This is a genomic window from Thermomonas sp. LB-4, from assembly GCF_036409385.1.
Classification (GTDB): Bacteria; Pseudomonadota; Gammaproteobacteria; order Xanthomonadales; family Xanthomonadaceae; genus Thermomonas.
Map to the genome: position 1 here is coordinate 1 of NZ_JAXOFT010000011.1, position 16,005 is coordinate 16,005.

13 protein-coding genes and 2 pseudogenes are annotated in these 16,005 nt (G+C 69.2%); 9 read left to right on the forward strand and 6 right to left on the reverse strand.

Going from position 1 to position 16,005, the window contains the following annotated elements:
- Nucleotides 1-325, reverse strand: a pseudogene (locus SPK54_RS08905) (hypothetical protein); the annotation flags it as partial.
- Between the two features lie 191 nt (nucleotides 326-516).
- On the opposite strand from SPK54_RS08905, the gene msrA reads away from it, so the two are divergent.
- From msrA to tpx, 5 genes are all read left to right on the forward strand, one after another.
- Nucleotides 517-1,851, forward strand: coding sequence for a peptide-methionine (S)-S-oxide reductase MsrA (gene msrA, locus SPK54_RS08910; protein WP_330947555.1), 1,335 nt, complete (start codon nucleotides 517-519; stop codon nucleotides 1,849-1,851).
- Entirely contained in the window at nucleotides 1,848-2,675 is an 828-nt protein-coding gene (locus tag SPK54_RS08915; protein ID WP_330947556.1) for an amidohydrolase, read from the forward strand. Before msrA ends, SPK54_RS08915 begins: the two co-directional genes overlap by 4 nt.
- Nucleotides 2,672-3,016, forward strand: a complete 345-nt coding sequence (locus tag SPK54_RS08920; RefSeq protein ID WP_330947557.1) for a biotin--protein ligase — start codon at nucleotides 2,672-2,674, stop codon at nucleotides 3,014-3,016. Before SPK54_RS08915 ends, SPK54_RS08920 begins: the two co-directional genes overlap by 4 nt.
- Nucleotides 3,013-3,783: a biotin/lipoate A/B protein ligase family protein gene (locus SPK54_RS08925; RefSeq protein ID WP_330947558.1), complete on the forward strand. Its 771-nt coding sequence runs from the start codon at nucleotides 3,013-3,015 to the stop codon at nucleotides 3,781-3,783. The genes SPK54_RS08920 and SPK54_RS08925 overlap by 4 nt, the downstream gene beginning before the upstream one ends.
- 71 nt (nucleotides 3,784-3,854) lie before the next feature.
- Nucleotides 3,855-4,355 carry a thiol peroxidase gene (tpx, locus tag SPK54_RS08930; protein ID WP_330947559.1) on the forward strand — a complete coding sequence of 167 codons (501 nt, stop codon included), beginning with the start codon at nucleotides 3,855-3,857 and terminating at the stop codon, nucleotides 4,353-4,355.
- 111 nt (nucleotides 4,356-4,466) lie between these two features.
- Here tpx and SPK54_RS08935 read toward each other — a convergent pair whose 3' ends face one another.
- Together SPK54_RS08935 and SPK54_RS08940 are read right to left on the reverse strand one after the other, a co-directional pair.
- Complete coding sequence (locus SPK54_RS08935; RefSeq protein WP_330947560.1) at nucleotides 4,467-5,336, reverse strand: pirin family protein; 870 nt, start codon at nucleotides 5,334-5,336, stop codon at nucleotides 4,467-4,469.
- A 123-nt stretch (nucleotides 5,337-5,459) separates the two neighbouring features.
- The gene (locus tag SPK54_RS08940) at nucleotides 5,460-5,843 is read right to left on the reverse strand and encodes a hypothetical protein (protein ID WP_330947561.1); all 384 of its coding nucleotides are present in this window, start codon (nucleotides 5,841-5,843) and stop codon (nucleotides 5,460-5,462) included.
- 141 nt (nucleotides 5,844-5,984) lie between these two features.
- Between SPK54_RS08940 and SPK54_RS08945 the strand changes: the two genes are divergently transcribed.
- Nucleotides 5,985-8,015 carry a diguanylate cyclase gene (locus tag SPK54_RS08945; RefSeq protein ID WP_330947562.1) on the forward strand — a complete coding sequence of 677 codons (2,031 nt, stop codon included), beginning with the start codon at nucleotides 5,985-5,987 and terminating at the stop codon, nucleotides 8,013-8,015.
- A gap of 102 nt (nucleotides 8,016-8,117) precedes the next feature.
- Here SPK54_RS08945 and SPK54_RS08950 read toward each other — a convergent pair whose 3' ends face one another.
- From SPK54_RS08950 to SPK54_RS08960, 3 genes and pseudogenes are all read right to left on the reverse strand, one after another.
- Entirely contained in the window at nucleotides 8,118-9,782 is a 1,665-nt protein-coding gene (locus SPK54_RS08950; protein ID WP_330947563.1) for a pseudouridine synthase, read from the reverse strand.
- Between the two features lie 175 nt (nucleotides 9,783-9,957).
- A pseudogene (gene scpB / locus SPK54_RS08955) lies at nucleotides 9,958-10,506 on the reverse strand (SMC-Scp complex subunit ScpB); the annotation flags it as partial.
- 5 nt (nucleotides 10,507-10,511) lie between these two features.
- Entirely contained in the window at nucleotides 10,512-11,417 is a 906-nt protein-coding gene (locus SPK54_RS08960; RefSeq protein ID WP_330947564.1) for a ScpA family protein, read from the reverse strand.
- Nucleotides 11,418-11,762: 345 nt separating this feature from the next.
- Here SPK54_RS08960 and SPK54_RS08965 point away from each other — a divergent pair, with 345 nt between their 5' ends.
- The 3 genes from SPK54_RS08965 (at nucleotide 11,763) to smc (ending at nucleotide 16,005) form a co-directional block, all read left to right on the forward strand.
- Nucleotides 11,763-12,062: a YciI family protein gene (locus tag SPK54_RS08965; RefSeq protein ID WP_330947565.1), complete on the forward strand. Its 300-nt coding sequence runs from the start codon at nucleotides 11,763-11,765 to the stop codon at nucleotides 12,060-12,062.
- 32 nt (nucleotides 12,063-12,094) lie between these two features.
- The gene (locus SPK54_RS08970) at nucleotides 12,095-12,370 is read left to right on the forward strand and encodes a BolA family protein (protein WP_330947609.1); all 276 of its coding nucleotides are present in this window, start codon (nucleotides 12,095-12,097) and stop codon (nucleotides 12,368-12,370) included.
- Between the two features lie 131 nt (nucleotides 12,371-12,501).
- Complete coding sequence (gene smc / locus SPK54_RS08975; protein WP_330947566.1) at nucleotides 12,502-16,005, forward strand: chromosome segregation protein SMC; 3,504 nt, start codon at nucleotides 12,502-12,504, stop codon at nucleotides 16,003-16,005.

Genomic DNA, 16,005 nt, shown 5'->3' on the forward strand with positions numbered 1-16,005 from the left:
TATTGAAGTCTTGTGCCGGAGCAGTCCTCAGCGCGCTGTTCTGGCGGTTGCTGCGCACCGTATTGAAGTCTTGTGCCGGAGCAGTCCTCAGCGCGCTGTTCTGGCGGTTGCTGCGAACCGTGTTGAAGTCTTGTGCCGGAGCAGTCCTCAGCGCGCTGTTCTGGCGGTTGCTGCGAACCGTGTTGAAGTCTTGTGCCGGCGGCGCGTTGCTGGGGGCTGCGTTGGTTGCGGCCGGAGGTGCCGCTTGCTGAGGACTGGCAGGTCGTGCGAATACGTTGGTGAAACTGGCTAGCAGCAGGATGGCCAGAAGTCGTGAGCTGTGCATGGTCGTGCCTCGCAAAGATGAAGGGAGACTTGCATTGCCGGCGCATCAGAGGATGCGGGAGGGGGCAGCTGCGACTTTATTACTGCGGCGACAGGCATGTGCAACCGTTCGTCTGCCTGATGGGCCGCTGTTCAGCTGGCGTTACTGCGTGGCGGCGCGATAATGTTGCAGAACCCTTCAGGAGCGTGGCGATGCAGGCCGACAAGACCATCGCCCTGTTGTTTGCACTGCTGTTGACCGGCGCGGCGGCACTGCTGGGTTGGCGGGCGCTGCATGCCCGCCCGATGCCATCGGCGATGGAAGGAGCTGCCATGGAAACGCAACATTTGCAGGACATCTATTTCGGCATGGGCTGCTTCTGGGGCGCGGAAAAACGCCTGCGCGCGGTGCCGGGCGTGGCCGATGTCGAGGTGGGCTACGCCGGCGGCGACGCCCCGAAAGTGAACTACGAGGACGTGCTGCGCGAGGAGCGCCTGATCCGCGTCGGCCGCAGCCAGGCCCGCAACCACGCCGAAGTGGTGCGGGTGCGCTACGACCCCAAGCGCCTCGACCTGATGACCCTGCTTGCGGCGTTCTGGGAGAACCACGACCCCACCCAGGTGGGCGGGCAGGGCAACGACATCGGCAGCAATTACCGCAGCGCGATCTATTTCACCAGCCAGGCGCAGAAGACGCTGGCCGAGCAGAGCCGCGACATCTACCAGAAGAACCTGGCGCGCGCGGGCTACGGCCGGATCACCACCGAGATACTGCCGCTGCGCCACTACAACCGCGCGGAGGAGTCGCATCAGGACTACCTCGAGAAAAACCCGGACGGCTACTGCGGGCTTGGCGGCACCGGGGTGAAGTTCGGGCTCGACGCCGAGGTCGCCTCGATTCCGCCACTGGACGGCGGCACCCTGCGCGCCGACCGCCAGCTGGTGGTCTACGACGCAGAGGACTGCCCGTACTGCGAGAAGTTCGAGGCCGAGGTCCTGACGGACTGGAACGCGGAGGTGCCGTTCGCCAAGACGCGGTCGCAGAAGGCGCCCACGGGCTGGACGCTGGCCGGGCCGCTGCTGGGCACGCCGACCATCGTGCTGTTCCAGCAGGGCAAGGAGGTCGCGCGCTTCACCGGCTACACCGGCGACCCGAAGAAGTTCTGGCAGTGGCTGGGCTTCCACCTGCTCAGCCCCGAACAGCAGCGCATCGCCTTCGAATCGGGCACCGAGCTGCCGGGCACCGGGGCGCACCTCTATGAGTCCCGCCCCGGCACCTATTTCGACCCGGTCAGCGGCGCGGCGCTGTTCCGCAGCGACGCCAAGTTCGACAGCGCCTGCGGATGGCCCAGCTTCTTCGAGCCGATGGCGGGAGCGCTGGAATTCCTGCAGGACGACAGCCACGGCATGCGCCGCATCGAGGTGCGCAGCACCAGCTCCGGCATCCACCTCGGCCACGTCTTCGACGACGGTCCGCCGCCGACCGGCAAGCGCTATTGCATCAACGGCAACGTGCTGAAATTCCTTCCCGATCCGCCCAAGGCATGACCCCCTTGGAAGATTCCGCTCCCCAGTCCGACCTGCGCGTTTCCATCGTGCAGGGCGAGACCCGCTGGCACGATCCTGCCGGCAACCGCGACTACTACGCAGGGCTGATCGCGCCGCTGCACGGCATCACCGACCTGGTGGTGCTGCCGGAAACTTTCACCAGCGGGTTCTCCAACGATGCCGTGGCCGCGGCCGAGGACATGCGGGGCGCCACCGTGGACTGGCTGCTGGAACAGGCCGACCGGCTGGATGCGGCAGTGACCGGCAGCGTGCAGCTGCGCGACGGCGAGGGTGTCTACAACCGCATGCTGTTCGCCGCGCCCGGCGGCGGGCTGGCCCATTACGACAAGCGCCACCTGTTCTCGTTCGCCAACGAGCACCAGCGCTACGCCGCCGGCGACCGCCGGGTGATCGTGGAATGGAAGGGTTGGCACATCCTGCTGCAGGTCTGCTACGACCTCCGCTTCCCGGTGTTTGCGCGCAACCGCTTCGACGCCGCACGCCCGGGCCTGCCGGACTACGACCTGGCGCTGTACGTCGCCAACTGGCCATCGGTGCGCAGTCATGCGTGGAAGACGTTGCTGCGCGCGCGCGCGATCGAGAACGTCAGCTACGTGGTCGGCGTCAACCGGGTCGGCACCGACGGCAACGGCCTGCACTACAGCGGCGACAGCGTGGTGGTCGACTTCCTCGGCCAGCCAGTCAGCGAGTGCATGGATACCGAAGTGGTGGTCACCACCACCTTGCAGGCGGCGGAACTGCAGGCGCATCGCCAGCGCTTCCCGGCGCTGCGCGACGCGGACGCCTTCAACCTCGAGGCATGACCGGGGTCATGGCGGCGGCATCGGCGCCGGCGGACAATGCCGGCATGCACGGACATGGCGAGTACAAGATGCCGGGCGGCAAGCTGGTCGTGGCCGACGTGGCCATCGCCGGCGGCAAGCTCGCGCAGGTGGCGTTGAGCGGGGATTTCTTCCTGGAGCCGGACGAGGCGCTGGACGCGATCAACGCGGCGCTGGCCGGGCAGTCCGCGGACGCGGATGCGACGGCGCTGGCCGCGGCCGTGCAGGCGGCGCTGCCCTCGCAGGTGCGGATGTACGGCATCAGCGCGGACGCGGTTGCGGTCGCGGTGCGGCGCGCCATCGACGCGGCGGAGGCGGCATGAGCGCCTGGCGTGCGTTCGACTGGCAGCTGGTCCACGCTGGGCCGCAATCGCCTGCGCTGCACATGGCGCTGGACGAGGTGCTCACCGACGAGGTGGCGGCCGGACGCCGCCCGCCGACGCTGCGCGTGTGGGAATGGGCGTCGCCGGCGGTGGTGATCGGGCGCTTCCAGTCGCTGCGCAACGAAGTCGATGCCGAGGGCGCGGCGCGCCACGGCATCGAGGTGGTGCGCAGGATCACCGGCGGCGGCGCGATGTTCATCGAGCCGGGCAACACCATCACCTATTCGCTGTCGGCGCCGCAGTCGCTGGTGGCGGGGATGTCGTTCGAGCAGTCCTACGCGTTCATGGACGCGTGGGTGCTGGAGGCGCTGCGCACGCTGGGCATCGAGGCCTGGTACCAGCCGCTCAACGACATCGCTTCGAAGGCCGGCAAGATCGCCGGCGCCGCGCAGATGCGCCGCGGCAAGGCGGTGCTGCACCACGTGACCATGGCCTACGACATCGATGCCGACAAGATGCTGCAGGTGCTGCGGATCGGCCGCGAGAAGCTGTCCGACAAGGCCACCCAGAGCGCCAACAAGCGGGTGGATCCGCTGCGCAGCCAGACCGGGCTGGCGCGCGCCGAGGTGATCGCGCGGATGATCGATACCTTCCGCGAAACGCACGGCCTGTCCGACGACAGCGTCCGCCCCGACGAGCTTGCGCGGGCCGAGGCGCTGGCGCTGGAGAAGTTCGCCACGCCGGCATGGACGGCCGTGGTGCCGTGAAATGACGGCGGGCTTACGTCCGCCGCACTAGCATGGGTGTCCCGTTCCCCGTTCCCTTCAGGAGTTCCCGCATGGCCAGCGTCACCCTCAAAGGCAATTCCGTCCGCGTCGGCGGCCAGCTTCCCCAGGTCGGCGATCAGGCGCCCGCGTTCCGCCTGGTTGGCGTCGATCTTTCCGACCGCGCGCTGGCGGATTTCGCCGGCAAGCGCAAGATCCTCAACATCTTCCCCAGCGTCGATACCGGCGTGTGCGCCGCCTCGGTGCGCCACTTCAACCAGGACGCCGCCGGCCTCGCCAATACCGCGGTGCTGTGCATCTCCGCGGACCTGCCCTTCGCGCAGCAGCGCTTCTGCGGCGCCGAGGGCCTGGACAATGTCACCATGCTCTCGACCATGCGCGGGCGCGAGTTCCTCCGCGACTATGGCGTGGCGCTGGAAGACGGCCCGCTGGCGGGCGTGGCGGCGCGCGCGGTGGTGGTGCTGGATGCGCACGACAAGGTGCTCCACACCCAGCTGGTGCCGGAAATCACCGAAGAGCCGGACTACGCCGCCGCCCTCGCTGCGCTGGGTTGACGGCAGCGCGCCCCCTGGGGCGGGCGCGTTTCCCTGACGGTTCCCATCGCTGGCGTCCCTGTTGCAGGGACGCCAGTTCCGTTTGGAGCGCGCGCGGAGCTTGCGGCCGGCTTATCCGGCCATGCGCCCGAACTTGCCGCTGTTGAAGTCGGCGATCGCCTGGATGATCTCCTGCTGGCTGTTCATCACGAACGGGCCGTGACCCACCACCGGCTCGTCGATCGGCTCGCCCGCCAGCAGCAACAGCTTCGCCGCGCCGCTGGTCTCGATCTCCACCCCGCTGCCGGCGGTGGAGAGGGTGGCCATCTGCGAGGCGCGGACGATGGCCTCGCCGTTCACCTGCACCGTGCCATCCAGCACCACCAGCAGGGTGGTCCAGCCTTCCGGCTGCGGCAGCGACAGTCGCTGGCCCGCAGCCAGCCGCAGGTCCCAGACGTTCATGGGGGTAAAGGTGCGGGCCGGTCCCCGCTGGCCGGCGTACTCGCCCGCGATCAACCGTAGCGTCCCGGCGCCTTCCGGCAGGACGATCGCCGGGATCTGTGCGTCCAGGATGCCCTGGTAGCCGGGCGCGGCCATCTTGTCCTTGGCCGGCAGGTTGACCCACAGCTGCACCATCTCGAACGGGCCACCGCTGGCGGCGTACGCCTGCGAGTGGAATTCCTCGTGCAGGATGCCGCCCGCGGCGGTCATCCACTGCACGTCGCCCTTGCCGATGATGCCGCCGTTGCCGGTGGAATCGCGGTGTTCCACCTCGCCTTCGTAGACGATGGTGACGGTCTCGAATCCACGGTGCGGGTGCTGGCCGACGCCGCGCCGTTCCGTGGTCGGCTCGAACCGGAAGGGTGCGGCGTAATCCAGCATCAGGAACGGGCTGCGCTCGGCCACGCCGGGGCCGCTGTAGCCGAACATGCCGTGCACGGGGAACCCGTTGCCGACCCAGTGACGGCTGGGGGCGCCTGCGACTTCGAGAACCTTCTTCATGGCCTTGCTCCAATGCGGGCCGGCGCGATGCCGGTTGCCTTGGCCGCCATGATGGATTGCGTGCAAATACGGTTCAATCCGTCTGGAAATGACAAATTGTTCTGTTTTTGCTCATTTTTCGGCCTACTTGCCGAAACTGATCTCCAGCGAGGCGTGGAATGGGGCTTTCGGAGGTGCCACCAGCGTCTTGTCGCGCACGTAGCGCTGCAGGCAGATCGCCAGCGGCGAGCCGCCTTGCCGCCAGGTTTGCTGGACCCGCCCCTGCGCATCCAGCTGCATCACCACTACGAAGGGGGTGACGTCGCCGCGCAGGTCGAAGCGGTTGCATTCGGCCACGCCGGCATCCAACAGCGCTGCCTGCGCCGCCAGCAGTTCCGCCTTGGCCAGGCCGGTCACCGCGGCCTCGTCGGCATCGGCCAGGCGCTTGGCTTCGCTATAGTCCATGGCTGTGGCGGTTGCTGCCTGCGGGTCGGCAAGCAGTAGCAGGATCGACAAGATCGCGTACATGGGGGGCTCCGTTCGGAGTGCCGAGCTTACCGCGCCGCTGGCTTGGTGCCGGTGCCCGGTGCATGCGCCATGATTGCCAACACGGTCACGCAGCTTCGATGCGAAAGCGGGTAGAACTATGTCATGGGGTTTGGGGTGTCGATGAAACCGGGAATCCAGCGGGTTGCGGCCTTGTTGCTGTGCATGCTGTCGCCGCTGGCGATGGCGCAAGAGCGGATGGACGACGTGCTGGGCGATTTCCAAGCGCATGGCTATCCGTCGGTATCGGCAGCCATCACCCGCCTGCAGGCGGTGGACGACGTTCCGGGCAGGGACGCGCCGCTGGCTCGTCGCGCGAGCTACCACGGTGCGCTGCTGGAGCTGTCCAGGCTCGGCCAGCATCCGCAGGTGCGTCGCGCCAGCGAGGTCGAGCTGAAGCGGATGGCCGACGAGGAAAACTGCGTGCGCTGCCGGTTCGATCTGGCGTTGGCGGCGTTCTACGAGGGTGGCGCGGCCAAGTCTTCCAGAGCGGCCGCCGTGGCCCGCCTGCGCGAAGCGGAGGCCCTCCAGCGGCAATTGGGTTCGCAGGAGACGATGCGGAAACTGCTGTTGGCGCAGGCCGCACTGGGCAAGTGGCAGGACGACTACAACGAGGCCATCCTGCTGCTGGTGCGTGCCAGTGAGCTGGCGAAGAAAGACGGCGACGCGGCGGCACAGGTGGAATACCTGGGCGGAATGGCGGCGCTGAACGCGGATCGCGGCGACCCCAAGCGGGCCATCGACCTTAGCAACGAAGCCTTCAGGATGGCGGAGGAAATCGGCTATCTGGCCCAGCGTCCCACCATCCTGCTGGACCTCGGCCATGCCTATTCGCTCACAGGCCAGCGCCCGAAGCAGCGTGCAGCGCTGGAGAAGGCATTGGCGCTGGTCGGCGACGACCCGGATCTGCTTAGCGACAGGATCATCATCCTGAACAATCTGGCCGACTTCTGGCTGTCCCAGCCGAACGGCTACCCGAGGACGCTGGAATACGCGCGGAAGGCGCTGGCGCTGGCGCGGCAGGCGGGCAGGGAGCGCGAATCCATCGCGCCGCTGGCCAATATCGGCATCGCGATGGCCGGGCTGGGACAGGTGGACCAGGGCGTGGCTACGCTGCGCGAATCCATCGAGCTTTCGAAGAAGGGCGCCATCGAGGTCTTTACGCTGGGCATCACCCAGGAGCTGGTGCGCGTGCTGCGCGAGGCCAGGCGTTATGAAGAAGCGCTGGATGCCCTGCAAACCGTGACCGACCTGCAGGAGAAGCGCGCGATGCAGGCGCGCGAAACCGCGGTGCTGGACCTGCAGGAAAAATATGCCGCGCAGCGCAAGTCGGACGAGATCGAACGCCTTGCCGCGCAGAACCGGCTCAAGCAAACCCAGTTGGAGGCGGAGAGCTGGAAGCAGCGGCTGTGGCTAGCCTTGGCCGGGCTGCTGGCATTGGGGGGATTGATGCTGTGGCAGTCGATCAGGCGCGCCCGCAAGGCCAACCAGGCGCTGGCAAGCGCCAACCAGACGCTGGCATTGCAGTCGTCGACGGACGCGTTGACCGGGGCGTTCAATCGTCGGCATACCCAGGCCTTGCTGGAGCGGCTGCAGGCGCAGATGGCGCAGGTGCCGCAAGGGCAGGGCTTCGGGCTGATCCTGCTGGATATCGACCTGTTCAAGCGGATCAACGATACCCGCGGCCATGCGGCGGGGGATGCGGTACTGGTGGAGACCGTGCGGCGTCTGCGTGGGGCCCTGCGGCAGAACGACGTGGTGGCGCGCTGGGGAGGCGAGGAGTTTGTGCTGGTCCTGCCCGGCACGCCCACCAGCGTGCTGCCGACCGTGGTCGGAAAAGTGCTGGTCGCGCTCGGCAGCGCGCCCTACGAGGTAGATGGGCAGGCGATGGTGGTGACCGCATCGATGGGCGCCATCGGCTTCCCGGCGGTGCCGGGGCAGACCTGGTCGGCCGCCCTGGGCCTGGCGGACTCTGCGCTGTATCTGGCCAAGGCCAGTGGCCGCAATCAGGCGGTTTGCATCGCGCGGATCGACGTCGAGGCCACCAGCAGTGAAGTGGACCTGAACCTGCTGCAGAACAGCGGCAAGGCTGAGTGCCTGGTCATCCCCGGCCCCTCGCCCGCGGTTGTGCAACCGGGACCCCCTCCAGGCTGAAGGTGCAGGGTCACCGGCATGGACGCGCAAGCGGCTGCGGCACCTGAATGACGAAGGGCGCCCTGGGGTGCCCTTCGTCCTTTTCATCCTGCTGGCACCGGATCAGCGGTTGCCGCTGCGGGGGCCACGGTTGCCACCACCGGGCTTGCCTCCGCCGGGCCTGCCGCCGGCCGGACGCGGGCCGCGCGGGCCGGCATTGCCGCCGGGACGTCCGCCACCACCGGGACGACCGCCGCCGCCGGGCCTGCCGCCGCGCGGCTGCTGCGGCGCGCCGTAGGGGTTGAAGCCGCCGCCGTGGGCGTGGTCCGACGGGAAGTGCGGGGCATTGCCCGGATGGCCGTAAGGCTTGGGCGCGCGCTGCGGACGCGCATCGCCGGCGCCGGGGCCGCCTTCGCGGCGCGGACCGCGCTCACCGAACGGCTTGGGCCCGCGGGCGTCGCCGCCGAAACCGGCACCCGGTCCGCGCGGCTTGCCGCCGCCCGGGCGGCCTGCGCCGCCGCTGCGCTCGCCATAGGGCTTGTCGCCGAACTTCTTCGGACCGCGCTGGCCGGGGTTGCGGTGGCCGGACGGGCCGGTGTCCACGCCGTCCGGCACGAACCAGGTGCGCATCGCCGCCGGGTTGTCGCCGCGCTGCTCGCCGGGCTTCATGCGCTGGCCCGGCTGGCGCGGGCCTTTCACCTTCAGGCGCTTGTCGCGCTGCTGGGCGGCCATCTCGCCGGTCACGGTGAGGCCACCGGGCTTGCGGGGGGCGCCGCGACGGCCGCGGTCCTCGCGGAAGGCGTCGAAGCGACGCAGCTCGCGGCCTTCATCGGCGGTGGTGTGGCCGCCCACGTAGCCGTGGTTGCGCGCGTTGCCGGCGACCACGGTCTTGCCGGCCTTGCGCTGGCCCAGCACCGGCATCAGCGTCAGCGCGGACGGAGTGCCGTCCTCCAGCCCGACCGCCTTGCGCAGCGCCTCGACCTCGGCCTGCGGCAGCTCCTGCGACTGCCCGCGCAGCAGCGGCTGCGGCAGGCGCACCTGGCCGTAGCGGATGCGCTTGAGGCGGCTGACCTGGCAGCCCTGCGATTCCCACAGCCGGCGCACTTCGCGGTTGCGGCCCTCCTTCAGCAGCACCCGGAACCAGTCGTGGCTGCTTTCCTGCGGGGCGTTGGCGCCGGTCACGCGTTCGATCTCGTCGAACTTGGCCGGGCCGTCCTCCAGCGCCACGCCGCGGGCCAGCCGGTCGACCAGCTTGTCGGACACGGTGTCCTCGCCTTCCGGCGCGCGCACGCGGCAGACGTATTCGCGTTCGACTTCGTGCGAGGGGTGCATCATCGCGTTGGCCAGCTCGCCGTCGGTGGTGAGCAGCAGCAGACCGGTGGTGTTGATGTCCAGGCGACCCACCGCGATCCAGCGCGCGCCCTTCAGCGAGGGCAGGGCGTCGAAGATGGTCGGGCGGCCCTCGGGATCTTCGCGGGTGGTCACTTCGCCTTCCGGCTTGTTGTACATCAGCACGCGCGGCGGGTCGGTCAGCGCGCTGGCAACGAAGGTGCGGCCGTCGATCTCGATCTTGTCGCCGCCGGTGATGCTCATGCCGGTCTGCGCCACCTCGCCGTTGACCTTGACCAGGCCGTCGGCGATGCGCTGTTCCAGCGCGCGGCGCGAGCCCAGGCCGGCCTGCGCCAGCACCTTGTGCAGGCGTTCGCTGATGCGGGTCGCTTCGGCGGCGGGGGCGGCTTCGCGCTTCAGGCTCAGCGGACGGCGGGTGTTGTCGTTGTTATTGCTCATCTTTCTGCTCCGACGATGCGGCGGCCGCCTCGTCTCCATGGGGTTCTTCGTTGTGGGAAATGCTGTCAGCGGAAATGGTGTCAGGGACCATTTCCTCGGCTTGCTGCTGGATGGCGTCGTTTCCGTCGGAAATGGTCCCTGACACCATTTCTCCGACCGGGATGGCCGGTGCGAACGGCAGCTGCGGTTCCAGCTCGCCGATCTCCTTCAGTTCCGACAGCGGCGGCAGTTCGTCCAGCCGCTTCAGTCCGAAGTAATCCAGGAAGGTCTTGGTGGTGGCCAGCAGTTCGGGCTTGCCGGGCACGTCGCGATGGCCGACCACGCGGATCCACTCGCGTTCTTCCAGCGCCTTGATGATGCTGCTGTTCACGGTGACGCCGCGGATCTGCTCGATTTCGCCGCGGGTGATCGGCTGGCGGTAGGCGATCAGCGCCAGCGTCTCCAGGGTGGCACGGGTGTACTTGGTCTGCCGCTCGGACCACAGCCGCGCCACCCAGGGATGCACATCGGCCTTGACCTGGAAGCGCCAGCCCGAGGCCACCTCGACCAGTTCCACGCCGCGCGTCTCGCAGGCAGCCTGCAGTTCGGCCAGCGCGGTTTCCACGCTGCCTTCCGGCGCCGGCTCGTCCAGCGGGAACAGGCCCTTGAGCTGGACCAGCGTCAGCGGCTGGTGCGACGCCAGCAGCGCGGCTTCGACGATGCGGGTGACGAGGGCTTGGTCGATCTCGGTCATGCGTTCGGCTCGGTTGCGTCATCGAACTCGCTGGACAGCGTGTCCAGCGCGGGCGCGTCTTCGCCCGAGGTCAGCGACTTCACGTAGATCGGCGCCAGCGGCTGACGTTCGCCTTGGCGAACGTCTTCAGGCTCGCCCTGCACGATGTCGATCAGCTGTTCCTTGGCGAGGGTGAGCAGGCCGAGGAAGGTGACCACCACGCCCAGCTTGCCTTCCTCGACGGTGAACAGCGATTCGAAGCGGTGGAAGGCGCCACCGGCCAGCCGCTCCAGCAGTTCGCCCATGCGCTGGCGCACGCTCAGCGCGTCGCGTTTGATTGCGTGCTGGGTGTACAGCTCGGCGCGCTTGAACACGTCGTGCAGGGCCAGCAGCATTTCCTTCAGCTCGACCGGGGGCGGCAGCCGCACGGCGGCGCGGTCGGGCACGTGGGCCATGGCCACGCTGGTGTCGCGGTCCTGCCGCGGCAGCGTGTCCAGGTCCTCGGCGGCCTTCTTGTAGCGCTCGTACTCCTGCAGGCGGCGGACCAGGTCGGCGCGCGGATCGTCCTCGATACCTTCCTCGGTGGGGGGCCGTGGCAGCAGCATGCGCGACTTGATCTCGGCCAGGATCGCGGCCATCACCAGGTATTCGGCGGCCAGTTCGAAGCGCATCTCGTGCATGGCCTGGATGTAGTCCACGTACTGCCGGGTGATCTCGGCGACGGGGATGTCGAGGATGTCCAGGTTCTGCCGGCGGATCAGGTACAGCAGCAGGTCCAGCGGGCCTTCGAAGGCGTCGAGGATGACTTCCAGCGCGTCCGGCGGGATGTAGAGGTCCTTCGGGATCTCCACCACCGGCTGTCCAAGCACCATCGCCAGCGGCATTTCCTGCTGCTGCGGCGCGGCCTGCTGATCGGGGCGCATGCTCGGATTGTGGGCGGGGGCATCGGCCGCCGGGCCGCTGCTGGATTCGGATGTCATCTGGTTTGCGGCCCCCTCCGGGCCACAGCATGTGTCGATGGCCGTACCGGCCGGGTCACCTTGCGCCTGCAGCGGCCCGCCACCGTGCGCCTGCACCCGTCGGAGGGCGTCATCGGAACGGGTGGCGGGAGGCCGGATCGGCGGGCGCGGGGCGACGTGTGGGCGCCGGACGGCCGCGCGGGCCGCGGGATCGGGCCTTGCACGATCGGTCAAGGGTACGGGCTGCCGCCGCGGCTGTCCACTGGCCGCCCCTACAATGGCGACAACGGTTCATGGAGGGCGGACGGGATGTGGTACGTGATCGAAGGGTATGACGGACAGGATGTGCTGGCGCAGCGGCAGGCCACGCGTCCGGAGCATCTGGCGCGGCTGCACGCGCTGCGCGACGAGGGGCGGCTGCTGCTGGCCGGTCCGTGCCCGGCCATCGACGCCGAGGATCCGGGCCCGGCGGGCTTCTCCGGCAGCCTGGTGGTGGCCCGGTTCGACTCGCTGGAGGCCGCCCGCGCCTGGGCCGACGCCGATCCTTATTGTGCCGCCGGCGTGTACGCGCGGGTGATCGTGCGCCCGTTCCGCAAGGTGCTGCCGTGAGCGGCGGCTGGAGCGAGGCGGACATCCCGCGGCTGAACCCGGCGCGGGTCGAGCGCATCCGTGACCTGCTGACGCAGGCGCTGTCGCCGCTGTCGCTGGAAGTCAGCGACGACAGCCACAAGCATGCCGGCCACGCCGGCGCCCGCGGCGGGCAGGGCCATTTCGGCGTCGACATCGTCAGCGCGGCCTTCGCCGGCAAGCTGCCGCTGGCCCGGCACCGGCTGGTCTACGCCGCCCTGGGCGAGATGATGCAGACCGACATCCATGCGTTGGCGATCCGCGCGCGAACTCCCGACGAGGCCGCATAGCGCCGCTATACTCCTTCGTCGGCATCCGGTTGCCGTAGAGTTTCCCTTAGATAAAACAATGGTTTAGGGGATCGATTCAGTCCAAATTTCCAGCGGCGCGGATGCGCGCCGCCAAGGGTCCACCGACGCGCATGCGCCTGTCCACGATCAAGCTGTCCGGCTTCAAGTCCTTCGTCGATCCGACCACGCTGCACCTGCCGACCAACATGACCGGCATCGTCGGTCCGAACGGCTGCGGCAAGTCCAACATCATCGACGCGATCCGCTGGGTGATGGGCGAGAGCGCGGCCAGCCGCCTGCGCGGCGACTCGCTGACCGACGTGATCTTCTCCGGCAGCAGCGCGCGCAAGCCGGTATCGCAGGCCAGCGTCGAGCTGATCTTCGACAACAGCGACCACACCATCACCGGCGAGTACGCCGCGTTCAACGAAATCTCGGTCAAGCGCACGGTCAGCCGCGACGGCCAGAGCGGCTACTACCTCAATGGCGGCAAGTGCCGCCGCCGCGACATCACCGACCTGTTCCTCGGCACCGGCCTGGGCCCGCGCAGCTACTCGATCATCGAGCAGGGCATGATCTCGCAGGTCATCGAGGCCAAGCCCGAGGAGTTGCGCGTCTACCTGGAGGAAGCCGCCGGCATCTCCAAGTACAAGGAGCGCCGCAAGGAAACCGAGACCCGCATCCGCCACACCCGCGAGAACCTGGACCGCCTCAACGACCTGCGCGAGGAAGTCGGCAAGCAACTGCAGCACCTGGCGCGGCAGGCCAAGCAGGCCGAGCAGTACACCGCCATCCAGGCCGAGCGCAGGGTCAAGGACGCCGAATGGAAGGCGCTGGAGTTCCGCGCGCTGGACGCCCGCCTGCAGGGCCTGCGCGAGCAGCTGGCGCGCGAGGAAACCCGGCTCGAGCAGTTGATCGCCGAGCAGCGCCACGCCGAAAGCGAGCTGGAAGCCGGGCGCGAGCGGCGCGAAACCGCCAGCGACGCGCTCAACACCGCGCAGGCCGCGGTCTACCAGGTTGGCAGCACGCTGGCGCGGGTGGAACAGCAGATCGCCCACCAGCGCGAGCTGTCGGTGCGCCTGCAGCGCGCCCGCGACGAAGCGCAGGCGGCATTGGCCGAACTGGGCAGCCATATCAGCGGCGATCAGCAGAAGCTCGACGTGCTGCGCGAGGCGCTGGCCGAAGCCGAGCCCCGGCTCGAGCTGCTGCAGGAAGAAGACCTGCTGCGGCAGGACGCGCTGCGCGACGCCGAGGCGCGGCTGGCCGACTGGCAGCAGCGCTGGGACGCGCACAGCCGCGAGCAGGCCGAGGCCGCGCGCGCCGGCGACGTCGAACGCACCCGCATCGAACACCTGGACCGGCAGATCCTCGACGCCGATCGCCGCCGCCAGCAGTTGCGCGAGGAGCGCGCCGGGCTGGATCTCGACACCCTCACCGACGCCTTCGAACAGCTGCAGCTCCAGCATGAGACGCAGAAGGAGTCGCTGGAGTCGCTGACCTTTGATGTCGAGACCCGCAAGCAGGCCACCGCCGAGGTGCAGGAGCGCCAGCGCGCCGCGCAGGCGGAACTGGCCGAGCTGCGCAAGCAGGCGCAGGCCGCCCGCGGCCGGCTTTCTTCGCTGGAAACGCTGCAGGCCGCCGCGCTGGGGCAGGAGAAGGGTGCGGCGAAACACTGGCTGGAAACCCACGGCCTGAACGACGCCGCCCGCGTGGGCGAGCGGCTGCAGGTGGACGCCGGCTGGGAGAACGCGGTCGAGGCGGCGCTGGGCCAGCTGATCGAAGCGGTCATCGTCGACGCGCCGGAGCAGCTGGTCGATGCCTTGGCCGAGCTCGGAGAGGGCCGGCTGGCGCTGGTCGCCGGCGCGACCGATGACGCCACGTATCCGGCCACCTCGCTGGCGGCGAAAGTGCAGGGCCCGCGCGCGATCCGCCGCCTGCTGGCGCGGCTGCACGCCGCCGACACGCTGGCCGAGGCGCACGCACTGCAGGCCTCGCTGGGCGAGGGCGACTCGGTCATCACCCGCGGCGGCGAGCGGCTGGGCGACGGCTGGGTGCGCATCGCGCGTTCCGGCGCGGCCAAGCAGGGCGCGCTGCTGCGCGAGAAGGAAATCCAGTCGCTGCGCGCCGAAATCGAACAGCACCAGCAGCGCGAACGCGAGCTGGATGCCGCGCTGGTCCAGCTGCGCGATGCGCACCTGGCGGCCGAGCAGCAGCGCGAGGACGCGCAGCGCCAGCTGTACATGGCGCATCGCAACGTATCGGAGCTCGCCGGCCAGCTGCAGAGCCAGCAGGGCCGGCTGGAGAACGCGCGCAACCGCATCGCCCGCATCGACGCCGAGCTGGCGCAGCTGGACGAGGGGTTGGAGGCCAACAAGGAACAGGCTGCCGAAGCGCGCATCCGCATCGAGGACGCGCTGGGCCGGATGGGCAATCTGGAATCCACCCGGCAGACCCTGGACAACGAGCGCCGTTATCTCACCGACAAACGCGAGGCGGCCCGCAGCGCTGCCCGCGAGGCGCGCGACGCCGCGCACGCACTGGCGCTGACGCTGGAATCGCAGCGCGTGCAGGCGGTGGCGCTGGCGCAGGCGCTGGAACGCATGGGCGGGCAGCGCGGGCAGCTGGATTCGCGTCTCGGCGACCTGGCCGCGCAGATGGCCGAAGGCGATGCGCCCGTGCAGGCGCTTGAAGCCGAGCGGCAGGCCGCGCTGGAGGAGCGTGTGCGCGCCGATCGCGCGCTGGCGCAGGCGCGCTCGACGCTGGAAGGCATCGATGCCGAGCTTCGCCAGCACGAGCAGGTGCGCCAACAGCGCGACGCGCAGGCGCTGGCGCAGCGCGAGGCCATCGGCCAGCGTCGCCTCGACCAGCAGGCGCTGGCGCTCAAGGCCGAGCAGTTCACGGCGGCGGTGGTCGAAGCCGGCTTCGTCATGGACGAGGTGCTGAACACGCTGCCGGAAAACGCCGAGGCGGGCGCGTGGGAGCGCACGGTGAGCGAGTTGGACGCGAAGCTGCGCCGCCTGGAACCGGTGAACCTCGCCGCCATCGCCGAACATGCCGAAGCCGCCCAGCGCAAGGAATATCTGGATGCGCAGGACGCCGATCTCAGCTCCGCGCTGGAAACCCTGGAAGAAGCGATCCGCAAGATCGACCGCGAGACCCGCGGCCGCTTCCGCGACACCTTCGACCGCGTCAACGCCGGCGTGCAGGAGTTGTACCCGCGCCTGTTCGGCGGCGGCCATGCCTATCTGGAACTCACCGGCGACGACCTGCTGGATACCGGCGTGACGATCATGGCGCGGCCGCCGGGCAAGCGCGTGTCCAACATCACACTGCTGTCCGGCGGCGAGAAGGCGATGACCGCGGTGGCGCTGGTGTTCGCGATCTTCCGCCTCAACCCGGCGCCGTTCTGCCTGCTGGACGAGGTGGACGCGCCGCTGGACGAAGCCAACGTCGGCCGCTTCACCGCGATGGTCAGCGAGATGAGCGAGGCGGTACAGTTCCTGTTCGTGACCCACAACAAGGCCACGATGGAAGCCGCGCGGCAGCTCTCGGGCGTGACCATGCGCGAGCCGGGCGTGTCGCGCCTGGTGTCCGTCGACCTTGCAGAAGCCGCGCGCCTGGCCGGCGCCGCATAA

What these genes read in the sequence shown, in the direction of transcription:
- msrA (WP_330947555.1), top strand. Translation starts at nt 517, where the DNA reads ATGCAGGCCGACAAGACCATCGCCCTGTTGTTTGCACTGCTGTTGACC.
- SPK54_RS08915 (WP_330947556.1), top strand. Translation starts at nt 1,848, where the DNA reads ATGACCCCCTTGGAAGATTCCGCTCCCCAGTCCGACCTGCGCGTTTCC.
- SPK54_RS08920 (WP_330947557.1), top strand. Translation starts at nt 2,672, where the DNA reads ATGACCGGGGTCATGGCGGCGGCATCGGCGCCGGCGGACAATGCCGGC.
- SPK54_RS08925 (WP_330947558.1), top strand. Translation starts at nt 3,013, where the DNA reads ATGAGCGCCTGGCGTGCGTTCGACTGGCAGCTGGTCCACGCTGGGCCG.
- tpx (WP_330947559.1), top strand. Translation starts at nt 3,855, where the DNA reads ATGGCCAGCGTCACCCTCAAAGGCAATTCCGTCCGCGTCGGCGGCCAG.
- SPK54_RS08935 (WP_330947560.1), bottom strand. Translation starts at nt 5,336, where the DNA reads ATGAAGAAGGTTCTCGAAGTCGCAGGCGCCCCCAGCCGTCACTGGGTC.
- SPK54_RS08940 (WP_330947561.1), bottom strand. Translation starts at nt 5,843, where the DNA reads ATGTACGCGATCTTGTCGATCCTGCTACTGCTTGCCGACCCGCAGGCA.
- SPK54_RS08945 (WP_330947562.1), top strand. Translation starts at nt 5,985, where the DNA reads ATGAAACCGGGAATCCAGCGGGTTGCGGCCTTGTTGCTGTGCATGCTG.
- SPK54_RS08950 (WP_330947563.1), bottom strand. Translation starts at nt 9,782, where the DNA reads ATGAGCAATAACAACGACAACACCCGCCGTCCGCTGAGCCTGAAGCGC.
- SPK54_RS08960 (WP_330947564.1), bottom strand. Translation starts at nt 11,417, where the DNA reads ATGCGCCCCGATCAGCAGGCCGCGCCGCAGCAGCAGGAAATGCCGCTG.
- SPK54_RS08965 (WP_330947565.1), top strand. Translation starts at nt 11,763, where the DNA reads ATGTGGTACGTGATCGAAGGGTATGACGGACAGGATGTGCTGGCGCAG.
- smc (WP_330947566.1), top strand. Translation starts at nt 12,502, where the DNA reads ATGCGCCTGTCCACGATCAAGCTGTCCGGCTTCAAGTCCTTCGTCGAT.